Raw genomic sequence first — 14,262 nt, 5'->3', positions numbered from 1 at the left:
TGGGGATGGCCGCGCTGTCGGCGACATTGGTGATGACGGCATGTCAGCCGGGCGCCACGGACACCGGGTCCGACGTGTCGTCACAGAAGCCGCCCGCGACCGCCTCCCCCATCTCGTCCGGTTCCAAGGGGAGCTCCGGTTCCACGGGGACCACGGGATCGTCCGGTTCCACGGGGTCGTCCGGTTCGACGGGGTCGTCCGGTTCCACGGGGTCCACAGGGTCCACGGGGTCGTCCGGGACCGGGGGCACCGCGGTGAAGGAGTGCGCGACGGCCTCGCTCAAGGCGATCGCCTACCAGGCCGCCGTCCGTCCGCAGGGCACCGGAACCGGGGCGGCGATCGTCCAGTTCACCAACACCACCTCCAAGTCGTGCGTCCTCAAGGGCCACCCCACAGTCGCCGGCGCCGCGAACGGCTCCCCTGAGCTCAACGTTCCCCTGAAGGTCACCCCCACCGGCTCCGCCTCCCCCGTGACACTGTCGCCCGGCGGCCAGGCCTGGCTGAAGCTGACCTTCGTGCAGGTGCAGGGCGAGGGGGACGGTTACTGCAAGTCGGGGTCGGCGCCGGTGATCTACCCGACGATGGTGATCGGACTGCCCGGCGCCGGGAAACACCAAGTCGCCCTTGACGACGGGCAGTTCGCGGAGTGCGACGGCACGGTGACCGCGACCGCCGTATCGGCGACGAAGCCCTCCTGACCGTACGGCCGCGTGCTTGACCGTACGACCGTGTGCCTGGCCGTACGACCGGACGCTCCGGCCGTGCGGACAGGCCCTAGACCGACCGGCGGTCCCCCGACGCCTCCACCGCCAGGCCCCGCATGACGTGTTCGAGGAGGGCGAGCAGGACCGTCTTCACCGACTCGCGGTCGCGGGCGTCGCACAGGACGAGCGGGATGTCGGGGGCGAGGTCGAGGGCGCTGCGGATCTCCTCGGGGTCCTCCTCGCAGATGCCGTTGAAGCAGTTGACGCCCACGGCGAAGGGGATGCCGCGGTGCTCGAAGAAGTCGACGGACGGGAAGCAGCTCTCCAGCCGTCGGGTGTCGGCCAGCACGACCGCGCCGAGCGCGCCGCGGGACAGGTCGTCCCACATGAACCAGAACCGGTCCTGGCCCGGGGCGCCGAAGAGATAGACCACGAGGGCCGAACTCAGCGTGATCCGGCCGAAGTCCATGGCGACGGTCGTCGTGGTCTTCTGCTCCACGCCGGCGAGGTTGTCGATGCCGACGCTGGCCTCGGTGATGAGTTCTTCGGTGCGCAAGGGCGTCGTCTCGCTGATCGCGCCGACGAGCGTGGTCTTGCCGACGCCGAAACCGCCCGCGACGAGGATCTTGGCCGTGGCGGCGTTGGGCGCGACGGTGGTGGCGCGGGAGCGGCTCGCGCGGGGGTCAGATTCTGCGAATGCCATCGATCACTGCCTGGAGGAAACGGGCGTCGGGAGTACCGGCCGCGGTGGGCGGGGAGACGGAGACGAGTTCGTTGTCCAGGAGGTCATCCAGCAACACCCGTATGACCGCGACGGGTTGGTCGAGCAGGGCCGCGACCTCCACCAGCGCCGTCGGGGTACGGCAGAGCGCGAGCAGCCGGTTCTGTTCGGGCTGGAGGCGCTGGTCGCGGGTGGGTGGCCGGACGGTGCTGATCAGGGTGATCAGCTCGATGCCGGAGTGGGCGGTCGGGGTCCGGCCGCCGGTCACCGTGTACGGGCGGACGAGCAGCGCGGGGTCTTCGTCCTCCCAGGGATCTTCCTCCGACCAATGTCTCATTCATGCTCACCCGCGAAGGGCACACCGCTGTACTCCGGGAACCGGGGAGCGGCACTGAGGAACTGCCCCACCTGCCGTACCACCATGGTCATTTCGTAGCCGACGTTGCCGACGTCGACCTCGGAGGTGGCGAGCACGGCGAGCCGGGCGCCGCCGCCGGCGGTGGTGACGAAGAGAAACAGATCGTCCATCTCGATGACGGTCTGCTGCACCCGGCCGCCGCCGAAGTGGCGGCTGGTGCCGAGCGCGAGCGAGTGAACTCCCGAGGAAATGGCGGCGAGTTGCTCGGCGTCGTCCTGGGCGAGCTTCTCGGAGGAGCCGACGAGGAGTCCGTCCTCCGACAGGACGATGGCGTGCAGGGTCTCGGGGATCCGCTCGATCAGGTTGTCCAGCAGCCAGGCCAGTCCGCCGTGCGTGGTGTTGGGCGCAGTCATGGGTTGTTCCTTGTCGGACGGGGACGGGTGGGCAGCTGACGCCGCTCGGGCGGGGCGGTGGGCCGGGTGGCCGGCGAGTACTCGTCTTGCGGGCCGGGCGGACGGCCGGGCGCGAAGCCTTCCCTTCCCATCGCCGACGGCCAGGCGGGCATGGGCACTTCCTCCTGCGCACGGGCCCGACGGGTACCGTCCCGGAGCGCGGCGAGCATCGACCGCGCCTGCTCCGGCCGCCGCTCCGCCTCCCGCCCCGGACCGTGATCACCGTCGGCTTCCACGACCCGGTCCCGCAACTGCGGCGCCAGATTCGCCTGCCGCACCCGCCGCCGGGGCAGCCGCCCGGAACCGCCCCGCCCACCCGCGCCGGGCACGCCCCCTGCCCGGGCCCCGAGCGACGACGCACCGCCGCCGGAACGGGAACCGCCAGGCGACACACTGCCGCCGGGACGGAAACTGACAGAAGACGCGTCTCCGGCGCGGAAACCGGCGGACGGCGTCACGCCGGTGCGGGAGCCCGCGAAGGGGACGTCACCCCCTGGGAGCCGAGGGGCCGTATCTCTCCGGCGCGACGACCCGCGGACGGCGTCACGCCGGCGTGGGAGCCCATGTACGGCGCGTCCCCCGCCTGGGAACCCGGGGACTGCGTCTCCCCGGTACGGGAACCCACGGACGGCGCGGGTGTGACCTAGTTCACAGCGTGAGCACCGATCGCGCACACCAACTCCACCGGCTCCGGGGACCGTTGGACGGGCCCACGCGCTCACCCCCGCCCCGGTTCCTCCAGCAACGCCAGGCTCTGCGCTCCGAGCGCCTTCATGCCGTACGTCTCCGCCCCGCGCGCCGCCTCCCGCAGCAGCCGGACCGCGTGCGGCTCGCTGCCCGGACCGCCCATCCGGCGCATCGTGCGGGCCTGGGCCAGGCGGAGGCGGGCCAGTTCGGGCTGCGAGGAGCGGGCCGGGACCGCCGCCTGCCGGAAGCGGTCGAGGGCCGTCTCCGGCTCCCCCGCCGCCAGCGCCAGCAGCCCGCAGGCCCGGGCGGTCGGGCCGACGAGGACGGTGGGCCAACCGCCCAGCGCGATCTGCTCGCCGTCGTGCGGCGCGAGGCGCGCGCGCAGCGTGGGCACCGCCTGCGCCAACTCGGCCTCGAATCCGCCCTCCAGGTCCAGCGCCGCGCAGACCTCCGCCAGCAGGACGAGCGCGGGAACCGCCCAGCCCGACGGCGGGAACCGGTCGACGTCGGCGACGCAGCCGAGGAAGAAGTCCGCCCCCTCGGCGTGCTGCCCGGTCTCGCACAGGGCGAGGGCCAGCCCGGCCCGCCAGACGGGGAAGTAGGCGTGGCGCTCGACGTCGCCGGCCAGATCGGAGGTGAACAGCTCGGCCAGACGGCCCTGTTGACGCAGCAGCCAGTAGGCCTGGCCGAGCCTCGTCTGCGTCAGGTTGTCCGCCGGTACGGCGTAGTCGGCGCGGAGGAGTTCGATGAACTTCAGCGACTCCACGAAGATCCACTCGGCGGCGGCGTCGAACCGGCCGTGCCACAGGTCGAGCAGGGCGTCGAGAGTGTGCCGCTGCCAGCGGGCCAGGGCGCTCTGCGTGTCCGCCGCGTGCTTTCGGTACTGGTTGGCGGTGGCCAGCGCGCTGAAGATCCGGCCGTTGCGCAGCTGGTCGATGGCGACGGCCATCAACGCCTCACCGCGGAAATACGCCGAGTCGTGCCGGGCCGCGGCCTCGCGCAGCCGCTCGGAGAGGTCCAGTGAATCGGGAGCGCTCATGAAGTCGTAACGTGCCCACCGGCATTCGGTGAGGACCTCGCAGCGCACCTCGTCGTCGCCGTCGTCGGGTAATCGGCGCAGTGCGTCCTCGGCGAGCCGGGCACCCTCGGCGGGACCGGCGAGCCCGGCCGCGGTGTCCTGGCTGACCGCCAGGGACATCTTCTTCGCCAGATGAGCTTCGAGCCGCAGCCGCAGCCCCGTTGCCTCAGGACCGGCGTCGCCCTCCAGCGCGGCCAGGCACCCCTTGATCGACTGGAGCAGCTCACGGTCGACCTGCCCGGGGTCGGACCAGCGGCGCGCCAGCCTGATCACGGCCTCCGCCTGCGCCCGCGGGTCCCCGGCGGCACCGCGATAGGCGGCCGTGTAGTACCGCTCCGCCTCCCGCATCTCACCGGCGGCATGGCTGAGGTCACCGCGCCGGAGCAGCCGCAGGAACTCGGCGCGGTCCTGCGCCGGCGCCGAACGGCCGTTCTTTCCAGGGGACTTGACCAGTCCGACCGTCTCCCCGCGGACGGCCCTCGGCGGCGCGTCGGCGCCGGGTGGTGGTGCCAGGCCGGCCAACGCCCCCTTGGCGCGCAGGACTTCGTCGCACAGCTGGGCCAACTCCAGGGACGCCCTGCGGCGTCCGTTCTCGACGCGGCTGAGGAAGCTGCGGCTGCAGTACACCTTGCCGGCCAGTTCACTCAGCGACATACCGGCCGCAATGCGGCGCCGGCGTAACTCCGCGCCGAATCCGTCGTGCTCGATGGCCATCCCCCCAACAACACGCCGGCCGACCGGTGTTGCCAAATACCCGCTGGCAACACCCGACCCCTGCGGACCGGCACGATTACCGACGAAGCTGTCTGTGCCGGGAGCCTACCGGGCACAGGGGCGTGCCCATTGGCGGAACAGGGGCACTGGTCATGCCTTCGGGCGAACCTGTGGCGTCGACAGGGGGTCGATATGCCGGAGGCACTCGCCCGCAGCACACCCATCGCGTTCCGCCCGGCACCCAGGAGCTGAATGACGACGGGGGGATGGGGGGTCCACGGTCCGGGGCGCGCGGGGGGCGCTCCGGACCCCGGATCCAGTCGTCACGTCAAGGCCCGAGCCAGCCGGTCAGAAGCCAGCGGTGCGTGCCGCCGCGTACAACTCGGCGGAGACGTCCTTCAGTTCCTGCGCGTTCCGCGCGGCCCGCGAGAGGTCGACCAGGAGCGGCTGACCGGCAAGTTCGAGAAGGGCCGCCCGGACGTCCTGCGGGTATTGGCGCCGAACATTCCCGGAGTCGACGAGCAGGAGTTGGTCTTCCGCACCCGCTGCACGGCCGGCCTGCTGAACTGGCTCGCCCTGACGCCCATCGGCAGCGAACTGGCCGCCATGCCGCCGAGCGATTGGAGCGGCAGTTGGTGCCGGTGGTGGCTGGGGCGTTCCGCGGGGGCGCGGGGTAGCGGTGGACGGGCTTCCGCTACCGCGGTTGTCCGCGGGGCACGATCATCGGGGCCACCTTCCGCGCAGGGGTTCAACAGGGTTTCAGGAAGACCCTGTTGGGACTCAAGCCGTTCACACGAGCGCGATGACACCCTCGATCAGGAGTGCCACCAGGGCGGTCCCGAAGCAGAGCGCCAGGAGGAACTCGGTGATCCCGGAGACATCGGTGACACGCACCTCGTCCTCCGCCGAGCCCGCCGCCAGACGACGCCCCTCCTCCAGGGTCGCGATCACCTTCCAGTGGCGGACGAAGGAGGGCCAGCGGCTGAACGCCTGGACCGGAACCCGTCGGCCGTCAGCCAGTTCGAGGGAGAGCACACCCGAGCGGGGTTCCCAGTCGATACCCGTCAGTGTCTGCCAGGGGATCTCGTAGGTGTTGTAGAGGTTGCGGACCACCAGGGCGGAGGCGCTCACGGACGCGGACGGCACGAGTTGTGTGCGCGCCACCCAGAGCATCACGCACAACAGGCCGACGATCAGCGAGACCTGCCACACCCTCACCTCGGACAGCGACCGGTGGGACGCCACGGCCGCGGCCACGACAGCCGCGACACAGATGCCGACCAGCACCTGCCGGTCCCACCAGGGTGCGATCCGTTCCAGAACCATCGTCGTCCCTCATTCTCTTCTGCCGGTTGTTCCCCCCGGGGCGGCTTCGGGCGCCCCGGGGAGAAGCAGGAGGCCGTTCTGTCCGTCAGCCGAACCAGCCGCTGACGCTTCGCCAGGCGCTCCGCGCCCCGCTGGCGACAGCCCTTCCGGCTCGGCCGGCGTTGCTGGCGAGGTAGGTGACACCTTGCACGGCCTCACCGCTCTTGATGCTCGGGAACAAACCACCCGCGATGCCTACGGCGGCCGAGGCACAGCCCAGGCTGATCGGGTCGGCCACGCATGTGTCGAGCGCGAGAACGATACCGATGGTGACCGCCACGACGCCTACGGCGGCTCCTGCGGGGTCACTCCACTCGGCTACGAGCCCCGCAAGACCTTCGAGGAAGGCCTCGCGGAGACAGTGCAGTGGTACCGCGACAACCGCGCATGGTGGGAACCGCTGAAGGAACGGGCCGCGCTGTAACCGGCGCACAACGCGCGCAGGGCTCCGCCCCGGCCCATAAGGCCAGGTCAGAGCCCTGTTGACAGACGTGCCGGGCCGTACGGGGTCACCAGGTGTGAGCCACGTCCACCACGAGATGGTTGGCCGTCTGGAAGACCCGGAACGGCAGCCGGGCGCGGACGCCCAGTCCGGCCTGGGTGTATCCCTCGGAGCCGCCTGTGATCTTGAACTCCCGGAAGGTCCGGTACCCGGTGACGTCGACGGACGGAAGCGGCGGGTAGGGCTGTCCGGTCGCCGGGTCGTAGCGCGAGGAGAACAGCGAGATCTCCAGAATGGCTCCGCCCTTGATCGGAACCACGACGTCGCTCGGGTCCTGGTGCAGTACGTCGACGTAGCGGACCGTGTAGCCGATCGGGTCGGCCGCCGTGCCCTGGGCGTCGAAGACCAGACGGTCGAAGCACTCGTGCTGTCCGGTCCGCACGTCGGTCAGCCGCCTGTTGGCGACCGGGTCAGCGGTCTTGCCCAGACTCCCCCATGTCACGGCACAGTCCACGGCCGTCGGCGCGGCCACCGCCGGAACCGTGCCGGCCAACAGGCCGCCGCCCGCCAGCATTGTCGCGGCCAGTGCAGTACCTATCCGTCGCATGACTACCCCCGGGTGGCTCGCGTAGGTGTGTGTCCTTTCAGACCGGTGGCTTTCCAGAAGGTTGTGCGCAGTGGAACAGTCCCTTGCGGCACGGCGGTCCTTCCAGCACCAACTGCCCCTTAAAACCACAGGGTTTCCGCGTGCGCCGCCGGCTGATGCTGTTCTTCCTGGCGTTCCGTCTCGGCCTGGGCGCTCGGCGGCACCGCTCATCGCCCCCACCACCCGGCACCCCGCCCAGACACGAAAAGGGCCCCGACCAGCCCATAAGACCAGTTCAGAGCCCTGCCAGCAGACGAGCCGGGCCATACGCCGGGTATTCCTGAGCACCCTTGTGACCTGCGCTTTTGCGAGCCGTATCGGTTGTGACCTGCTAGGACGGGTTGCAGAGGCGATCGGAGGCAGTCAGAGGAAACCGCTCTGATTCGACCCGGGTTCGACCCGAGCTACTCGGAGCCAGCCAGAGGCAATCGCCCTCTGCTTGGCCCCAAATCAGCCGAGGTCAGGACCGTGTCGAACCGGTGAGGACTCCTCTGGCGGCCCTCCGAGTCGTTCTCGGTCGAGCCGCGATGGGGACGCCTGCCTCTGATGCGGGGCCAGGCACACGAAGGCCTCCAGGACGGCAATCCTGGAGGCTTCGCTTGGCACCGATTGGAGGTCGGTTCCGGACCCCACCCGTGGTTTTAGCGGGCCTGGGCGGAGTCCACGTCCTTGCGAGACGACCCCACAGTGCCACACCACACCCAGCAGACGGACTCACCCCGACGTCCAATTCACCCGAGCGAGCGACTGGGCCTTCACCAGCTGCCTCCGGCTGCGGCTGACCTTGTCCTGCTCGGAGACCTCACCGGCCGCTACGCGGCGGGAAGCTACAGCAGGCTCGGCTCCGACGGCCGGAGCGTGGTCCTGCGCCAGGACCGGCAGGGCGCGGCCGAGCACCGGCACCGGATCACGGCGGCCATCGCCTGCCACGTCGCCCGCGCCGGCGGAACCGTCGACGAGCTGACCCGGCTGCTGCTCCACCCCGACCACGAAGGCGGCCGGCACGCCCGGCACATCGCGCTGCGCTCCGGGCAGGCACGCGCCCTGGACTACATCCGCCGGGTGTGGGCCAGCGCCTCGACCGCAGTCGACAGCACGCGGATCGTGGAGTCGCGCCAGCAGGCGTACGAGGTTCTCGCCGCGCTGCGGGACCGGATCGAGACGACGCCCTGGCGCGGGGAGCGGGGACGGACCGCGCTGCGGGTGCTGCGGGCGCATCTGAACTTCGCCGAGACCGCGGGCGGGCCCCTGCACCACGCCAGTGAGCGGCAGACCGCCGAGGAGGCCGGGGTCTCCCGGACGACACTGCGGGTGGTCTACGAGACGGTCCTCAAGCCGCGAGGTTGGCTGCGCCGCCTGCGGGTCGGCCATGGCCGGGAGGGGTCCACCTGGTACCTCGGCGACGGCAGCGCCCACCGCCATGGCGTCCCTGTTCCGTTGTCTCGTTTCCGGACCACTCAGTACCCCCCCCGACCCGGCACTTGAGGAGTGGCCCACCCCTGAGACAGGGACCGCGGCCGACATCGACTCAACCGTCATCGGCCATCTGATGGGCCACGACGCCTTCGCCCACCACGGCCTGGGCAGCTCCGCCCTGGTGATCATTGGCGCGCTGCACGCCTGGCCGGCCCAGACCATCGGCGAGCTCGTCGGCTCGGCGTCGGTGTCCCGAGCCACCGCCTACCGGGCCTTGCGTCGCCTGGCCGACCACGGCCTCGTGCACTACAGCGGAGAGACCTGGAGCCTCGCACCTCGCGCGCTGGAGGGCTTCGGCGCCAGCTCGCCGAATGCTGTGCCCGGCCCGTCCGCGCACCCGGCACACGGCTGGGACGCGGTCGCCCAGCAATACGGCACCACAGGTGTCGCGGCCCGGCGCAAGGCCCTGCACGCGGCCGAGCGCTCGGCATACCGGGAGGCACTGGGGCGGCTGTCGGAGCACCGCAGCAAGGCCGTGGTGATCGTCCGCGACGGCCGCCAGATCCTCGTCCCGGCGTCCCGCCCAGACGAGATCCCCTCCGCGTGGCACGTCCCGGGCGGTCGCGTCCTCAACCCGGTCACCGGCCACCCTGACGCCGAATGGCGCGTGGCCACCGACGGCCGGCTGATCCTCATCACCCCATCGGACCAGCGCAGTTATGACGAGCTGGCCGCCGCCCATACCGAAGCCCTCAGCGAATGGGAGTCCGCAACATGAACCCAGAGCCCCCGGTCACATTCGATGCGAGCGAGGCGGTGACGCCCGAGTCGGTACGCAAGCACTACGAGGCCGGCGCAACGGTCGACGAACTCGTCGCCGCCTGTGGGCTGTCGTACGGCACGGTCCTCAACCGGTTGCACGAGGCCGGGACCGAGATGCGCACGTCGTGGCAGACCCGTCGGATGCGCCAGGATCCGGAGGCGCGCCAGCGTCTCGCAGCGCATCTCCGCGCCCTGTACGAGCAGCGTGGCGCGACCCTCACCGAGCTCGCTGCAGTCGCGGGAGACACGAGGCGTGCTGCCCGGCGCCTGCTGATCGAGGCCGGCGGCGCTGTGCGCACCACGCAGCAGACGCTGCGGATGCGCACCGCAGCGCGGGCCGCCGAGCGGCAAAAGCTCGCGCGGTCCCTGCGGGCACGGTACGAGGCCGGCGCCACGGTTCCGGAACTCGCCGAGGAGTGCAACTACTCCATCGCCACTGTCTACCGGCTCCTGCACCAAGCAGGCGCCCACATGCGGCCCCAGCACCACCACGGCCCGGCCCGCGACACGAGGAAACGGCCATGAGCGCCGCCGTCCTCGCAGGCATCCCCCGCAGTGCCGCTCGGCTCAACGACCCGCTCATGCACCATCCCGGCCTCGGCTGCGCGGCCCGAGCACCACCGCTCGGCCGCAGGCAGCCAGGCCCACAAGCAAGCGTCGATGCCGTCGGCAACTCCCCGCCAAGTCAACGCACCTTTCCAGTTTCAGGAGATCAAACACACGTGAACGAGAACACCCGTATCAAGACCCTGGCGGCGGCCACAGCCCACGCCTGGGACGCCTTCGTGATCGTTGTCGGCATGCTCAAGGGCGGCACCGGCAAGACCACCTCCGCCTGGTTCATCGCCCTGTACTACGCGGTCGTCCTGGGGCTCCCGACGCTGCTCCTGGACGCCGACGCGACCAGCCAGTCCGCCTATGACTGGTTCAAGGTCGCCCAGGCTGAGGGCTTCGAGATCCCGGAGAACCTGGTGGTCGAGCGGTACCCGTTCGACGACATCGCCGAGTACATCCGTGAGAAGCGTGCCGAGTTCGGCGCGATCGTGGTCGACGCCGGCGGCGGGAGCGCGAAGCTGTTCCACGAGGCTGTTACCGAGGCGAACCTGCTGCTCGTGCCGGTCGCCCCCACCAAGATCGAGCGCCGCAAGCTCGTGGCCACCTTCGACGAGGCCGAGCGCGCCGCCGCCCGCAACGAGCGCAACGTCACCGCCCACGTGGTGCTGGTCAAGGCCGACGACCGCACCAGCCTGCCCCGCACCGCGAAGGACAAGCTGCTGGGGCCCGCCGAGGGCGAGGGCATCGGCCCGGACCGCGACGAGCCGTTCCCGCTCGCCGAGACGACCATCCACTCGTGGGTGCACTACATGGAGGCCTTCGGAGAGATCCCCACCGAGCTGAGCGAGTACGCCGAGCTGATGAAGGAGCTGGCGGCATGAGCGAGCGTATGAAGCCCCCGGCCCGCCGCACGGGTCGCACCCTGGGCGGGGCCAAGACGACGACCCCGCCGCCCCCTCCCCCGGCCGCCGAGCTCACCCCCGAGCAATACGCCGCCGAGCAGGCTGCCGCGCGGGGCGATGGCCGTCCCGCTGCGGGTGAGGCGCAGGTTCAGCCCGCTCCTGCCGCCGTTCCCGCCGATACATCGGCGCACGACCGGACCGAGGCGGTGCCCGAAGTGGCGCAGACCTCAGCCCAGGCGACTTCCGATGCACCAAGCGGCCCGGCGCCGAAGCCGACTGCCAGTCAGCTGACTCACCCGGCCGTCAACGTGCCAGAGGCGGGGGCAGAGTCCGCTGGGATGCCGGTGGAGCGGCACATGCCGCCTGTGGTCCCGGCTCCCGAGCCTGCAGCACCTGCGGTCCAGGCCACGCAGCCAGCCGAACCTGTTGCGCAGCATGGTCCGCCTCCTGTCACGGCTGCTGGTGCGGCTCCGGCCGCCGAGGTGGCTATTCGCCCGACCGTTCCCCCGGTGGCAGGCGGTACGGCGTTCCCGGTGAGGACCGATGGTCCGGGGGCTCACCAGGAACAAGACACCCCATCACAGGAGGCGCCAGCGAGGGGACGCCGTACGCGCACGGCCCCGGCCGTCCCAAGAACGTTCCCGAGGTCACCGTCGTCCTCAACCAGCGCATCATCACTCGCGAGAGCCTCGACTCGTCGGTTCCCGCGGCGCTGAAGCTCAAAAAGCGGATCAAGCGCTTCGCACTCGACAACGAACTCGATCACCTGCCCATCGGCGACATCGTCTCCGTCGCGCTGGACGAGTGGCTCACCGCCCGCGGCTTCTGACGCGGCGTTCATCGCCGGGGCGGCCGCCGACCCGCAGAGCGGCCGCCCCTCCCGCCGACTATTCGAAAAGCCCGCTAGGCGGCTGGCTAGCCGCCTAGCGGGGTGATCGGAGCAATTTCGTGCCTGATCTCTCCTCCCACGTGCGCCAGTTGCGCAACCTGGCCGACGCACTCGAAGCCCAGTCGGAAGCGGCCGACGACCCGTTCGCCCCGCACCCGGACACCGTGGACGTCGTCAACAACCGGCGCACCAGGCGCGGACAACTGAATTACGCCGTACCTGACGTACTCCAACTTCAGCGGCGCATCCGTCGCTACCACGCCGATCACGGCATCCAGCACGGTGACATCGCTGCGCTCGCTCTCGACACCTGGCTCCGCGCCAAGGGCTATCCGCCCGACCTCAAGCCGCCCAGGGTCAACGCACCATGACCCGGCAATCCGACCAACTGTCGCTGGGTGCCCGCGTGTCGCAGGTGCGTGAGCCAGGCTGTGCAGGTGAACGACCCGCAAGCCCGGGCTGTCCAGCGCCCATCCGACTGCCCTCAGATCTGCACCAGTTGGTGGACCGACAAAGTGGTTGTTCATCCGCTTGGACGCGAGACACTTCGTCCGCTCGCCTGCTCAACCCTGGTCATGGTGGAGCGCGGCCAGCGAGCCGCTCTTCAAGCGGGTGGGTCCCATACTTGATCGAGGTTCGCAACGGTGCCACCGCAGGAACAGGCGTCCCTCCCACCTCCTGGTGAACGAGCCTGCCTTGCTGATGCGTCCTTCAGTCGATCACTGAGCGTTTTCGGCGTTGCCTCAGTGATCCGACGATGGACGCATGAGCAGCACGACACCCGTTGTGATCTATCCGCCCGCCGAAGTCAGCGGCAGGCGGGTGTGACTCGACGGAACGATCCTGGGGCAGGCCTTCAGTCCGGGACATCGCCTGCTGCAGGCAGAGGGCAGGGCTGATCGACTGGGACGAAACGAATGTCATCCGATCCGACCTGATCGATTGGCGCGGGGGCGGTCCGGATGCATGGGCCCACTGAAGTAACTTCGTACTCGATTTATGCTTGTCTATCGTACTCGATACATGCTCCACTGGTTCGCATGGCCAACATCCGGCTCACCAAGCCGACCATCGCCGTCCTGGAGGCACTGCTCGCCGCCACGGACGACAGCCCCGCCTGGGGGCTGAGTATCTGCCGCGACGCCGACCTCGGACCCGGCACCGTCTATCCCATCCTCGATCGGCTCGCCGAACGGGGATGGATCACCAGCCACGAAGAGGCCGGACCCCACCCTGGCCGGCCCGCCCGCCGATACTACGAACTCACCGGCGCCGGGCGGCAACAGTCGACGCAGGCCCTCGAAGCACGCAGGGCCCGCCGGTTCGGGCTCGGAATGGCGGGAGGTGCCGCGTGACGGTACACCTCGAACCATGGCCTCAGCGGCGAGTCACGATTCCAGAGGACCGCCTCATACATCACTTCAATGTTCGGTATAGCGCTCTCGCTAGCGCCGAACTCCTATCCCTGCCTCCCTCCAATAGACGCGAAATGGAAAGCGCCATTTCAGAGCTTGCGGAACTGGCCGACCAAGGCGCCGTTTTGGAAAGTAAGCAGAACCCGCAACTGTCGGAACACTCTCCCGGCTTATTCTCACTCATCACTCGCTCGCACACAGCTTTGCTTCGCTTCCACTTCCAGGGAGTCATCACATCTGATGGAAAAATTCCCCTAAGTCGCGGCTTTAGCATCTACCGTGTCGTCACAGCTGGTCAGGAGCTGAACGCGCTTCAGCAGTTACTCAGCATCGAGGAGCGCGTCCGGAACGATTCGACTCCCGCTGCCCGCCGGACAGCCAACCTTGCGGCGCACGTCGCAGGGCGGCGGCGAAGCCAACTGCACAACGAATGGACCGCTATCCTCGCAGGGGCGCCGGAGGACGGCATCACCTTCTCCCCTCAGCGTCAGATTTTGCTGGCATTCGGATTCCTCGCTGCCGCAGTGCGGATGCGCGCCCGAGACGCTGTCCGCCCTGCCTGGCGCCCCGTCGACTGGCTGCTGCGTGCCCCGTCACGCACTAACGCTTTCATCACAACGGCCGTCGGCACACAGGCGGTGTACATCGTCGGCGATGGCGGACTCGGGGCGTTGGCAACAGAGATCTGGGAACCGTGCGGCATCGCGGGTGCCAGCCTGTACGCCCTGTCGCGATGGCTGCGCCGGATACGAGGCATTGAACTCGCTACGGTGGAGCGCGAGTCAGCTGACGAATAGCACTCTGCGGGCCAATCCCCAAGTCAGACTGCAGGGCTCAAGTCGCCTGAGGGCAACAAGGGATGGGTATGAGACGAAGGTACCGACACAGGGCGCAGCCGAGAGAATACCGAGGTAGGTTTACTACGCGGTCGTCCTCGGCATCCCGACGCTGCTGCTGGATGCCGACGCCACCAGTCAGTCCGCCTACGACTGGTTCAAGGTCGCCCAGGCCGCCGGCTTCGAGATCCCCGAGAACCTGGTCGTCGAGCGGTACCCGTTCGACGACATCGCCGAGTACATCCGCTCCAAGCGCGCCG

The 14,262-nt window shown here is 69.8% G+C and carries 15 protein-coding genes and 1 pseudogene; 9 read left to right on the top strand and 7 right to left on the bottom strand.

Annotation, left to right across the window (positions count from 1 at the left end; genetic code table 11):
- Positions 1-43 precede the first annotated feature (43 nt).
- Positions 44-226, bottom strand: a complete 183-nt coding sequence (locus tag ACWDEW_RS25130; protein ID WP_450515170.1) for a hypothetical protein — start codon at positions 224-226, stop codon at positions 44-46.
- Between the two features lie 28 nt (positions 227-254).
- On the opposite strand from ACWDEW_RS25130, the gene ACWDEW_RS25125 reads away from it, so the two are divergent.
- Entirely contained in the window at positions 255-698 is a 444-nt protein-coding gene (locus tag ACWDEW_RS25125) for a DUF4232 domain-containing protein (protein ID WP_450515169.1), read from the top strand.
- A gap of 76 nt (positions 699-774) precedes the next feature.
- On the opposite strand, the gene ACWDEW_RS25120 is transcribed toward ACWDEW_RS25125, so the two are convergent.
- From ACWDEW_RS25120 to ACWDEW_RS25100, 5 genes are all read right to left on the bottom strand, one after another.
- Complete coding sequence (locus ACWDEW_RS25120) at positions 775-1,407, bottom strand: GTP-binding protein (protein ID WP_450515168.1); 633 nt, start codon at positions 1,405-1,407, stop codon at positions 775-777.
- On the bottom strand, positions 1,388-1,762 hold the full coding sequence (locus ACWDEW_RS25115; protein WP_450515167.1) for a DUF742 domain-containing protein: 375 nt from the start codon (positions 1,760-1,762) through the stop codon (positions 1,388-1,390). Before ACWDEW_RS25115 ends, ACWDEW_RS25120 begins: the two co-directional genes overlap by 20 nt.
- Complete coding sequence (locus tag ACWDEW_RS25110) at positions 1,759-2,196, bottom strand: roadblock/LC7 domain-containing protein (protein WP_019067252.1); 438 nt, start codon at positions 2,194-2,196, stop codon at positions 1,759-1,761. Before ACWDEW_RS25110 ends, ACWDEW_RS25115 begins: the two co-directional genes overlap by 4 nt.
- A 757-nt stretch (positions 2,197-2,953) precedes the next feature.
- A complete protein-coding gene (locus ACWDEW_RS25105; RefSeq protein ID WP_450515166.1) occupies positions 2,954-4,714 on the bottom strand; it encodes a helix-turn-helix domain-containing protein in 1,761 nt (586 codons plus the stop codon).
- 789 nt (positions 4,715-5,503) lie between these two features.
- On the bottom strand, positions 5,504-6,040 hold the full coding sequence (locus tag ACWDEW_RS25100; protein ID WP_450515165.1) for a PH domain-containing protein: 537 nt from the start codon (positions 6,038-6,040) through the stop codon (positions 5,504-5,506).
- Between the two features lie 352 nt (positions 6,041-6,392).
- Here ACWDEW_RS25100 and ACWDEW_RS25095 point away from each other — a divergent pair.
- Positions 6,393-6,503, top strand: a pseudogene (locus ACWDEW_RS25095) (dTDP-glucose 4,6-dehydratase); the annotation flags it as partial.
- 85 nt (positions 6,504-6,588) lie between these two features.
- Here the strand turns inward: ACWDEW_RS25095 and ACWDEW_RS25090 are convergent.
- On the bottom strand, positions 6,589-7,128 hold the full coding sequence (locus tag ACWDEW_RS25090) for an AMIN-like domain-containing (lipo)protein (protein WP_450515164.1): 540 nt from the start codon (positions 7,126-7,128) through the stop codon (positions 6,589-6,591).
- Positions 7,129-8,025: 897 nt separating this feature from the next.
- On the opposite strand from ACWDEW_RS25090, the gene ACWDEW_RS25085 reads away from it, so the two are divergent.
- From ACWDEW_RS25085 to ACWDEW_RS25055, 7 genes are all read left to right on the top strand, one after another.
- Positions 8,026-8,652 carry a hypothetical protein gene (locus tag ACWDEW_RS25085; RefSeq protein ID WP_450515163.1) on the top strand — a complete coding sequence of 209 codons (627 nt, stop codon included), beginning with the start codon at positions 8,026-8,028 and terminating at the stop codon, positions 8,650-8,652.
- Between the two features lie 64 nt (positions 8,653-8,716).
- The gene (locus ACWDEW_RS25080; RefSeq protein WP_450515162.1) at positions 8,717-9,361 is read left to right on the top strand and encodes a hypothetical protein; all 645 of its coding nucleotides are present in this window, start codon (positions 8,717-8,719) and stop codon (positions 9,359-9,361) included.
- The gene (locus ACWDEW_RS25075) at positions 9,358-9,930 is read left to right on the top strand and encodes a helix-turn-helix domain-containing protein (RefSeq protein WP_450515161.1); all 573 of its coding nucleotides are present in this window, start codon (positions 9,358-9,360) and stop codon (positions 9,928-9,930) included. Before ACWDEW_RS25080 ends, ACWDEW_RS25075 begins: the two co-directional genes overlap by 4 nt.
- Before the next feature lie 197 nt (positions 9,931-10,127).
- Positions 10,128-10,841, top strand: coding sequence for a ParA family protein (locus ACWDEW_RS25070; protein ID WP_450515160.1), 714 nt, complete (start codon positions 10,128-10,130; stop codon positions 10,839-10,841).
- A gap of 969 nt (positions 10,842-11,810) precedes the next feature.
- Entirely contained in the window at positions 11,811-12,122 is a 312-nt protein-coding gene (locus ACWDEW_RS25065; RefSeq protein ID WP_450515159.1) for a hypothetical protein, read from the top strand.
- A 669-nt stretch (positions 12,123-12,791) separates the two neighbouring features.
- Positions 12,792-13,106, top strand: a complete 315-nt coding sequence (locus tag ACWDEW_RS25060; RefSeq protein WP_450515158.1) for a PadR family transcriptional regulator — start codon at positions 12,792-12,794, stop codon at positions 13,104-13,106.
- A gap of 134 nt (positions 13,107-13,240) precedes the next feature.
- Positions 13,241-13,963, top strand: a complete 723-nt coding sequence (locus ACWDEW_RS25055) for a hypothetical protein (RefSeq protein WP_450515157.1) — start codon at positions 13,241-13,243, stop codon at positions 13,961-13,963.
- Positions 13,964-14,262: the final 299 nt, after the last annotated feature.

It is taken from the genome of Streptomyces sp. NPDC001100 (assembly GCF_053598575.1).
Note: the sequence above shows the minus strand (reverse complement) of the source record. Positions and strands in the feature narration are given on the sequence as shown.

Excerpts from the sequence above, each read along its gene's own strand:
- ACWDEW_RS25120 (WP_450515168.1), bottom strand. The coding sequence starts at position 1,407 with ATGGCATTCGCAGAATCTGACCCCCGCGCGAGCCGCTCCCGCGCCACC.
- ACWDEW_RS25115 (WP_450515167.1), bottom strand. The coding sequence starts at position 1,762 with ATGAGACATTGGTCGGAGGAAGATCCCTGGGAGGACGAAGACCCCGCG.
- ACWDEW_RS25110 (WP_019067252.1), bottom strand. The coding sequence starts at position 2,196 with ATGACTGCGCCCAACACCACGCACGGCGGACTGGCCTGGCTGCTGGAC.
- ACWDEW_RS25105 (WP_450515166.1), bottom strand. The coding sequence starts at position 4,714 with ATGGCCATCGAGCACGACGGATTCGGCGCGGAGTTACGCCGGCGCCGC.
- ACWDEW_RS25100 (WP_450515165.1), bottom strand. The coding sequence starts at position 6,040 with ATGGTTCTGGAACGGATCGCACCCTGGTGGGACCGGCAGGTGCTGGTC.
- ACWDEW_RS25090 (WP_450515164.1), bottom strand. The coding sequence starts at position 7,128 with ATGCGACGGATAGGTACTGCACTGGCCGCGACAATGCTGGCGGGCGGC.
- ACWDEW_RS25080 (WP_450515162.1), top strand. The coding sequence starts at position 8,717 with ATGGGCCACGACGCCTTCGCCCACCACGGCCTGGGCAGCTCCGCCCTG.
- ACWDEW_RS25075 (WP_450515161.1), top strand. The coding sequence starts at position 9,358 with ATGAACCCAGAGCCCCCGGTCACATTCGATGCGAGCGAGGCGGTGACG.
- ACWDEW_RS25060 (WP_450515158.1), top strand. The coding sequence starts at position 12,792 with ATGGCCAACATCCGGCTCACCAAGCCGACCATCGCCGTCCTGGAGGCA.
- ACWDEW_RS25055 (WP_450515157.1), top strand. The coding sequence starts at position 13,241 with ATGGAAAGCGCCATTTCAGAGCTTGCGGAACTGGCCGACCAAGGCGCC.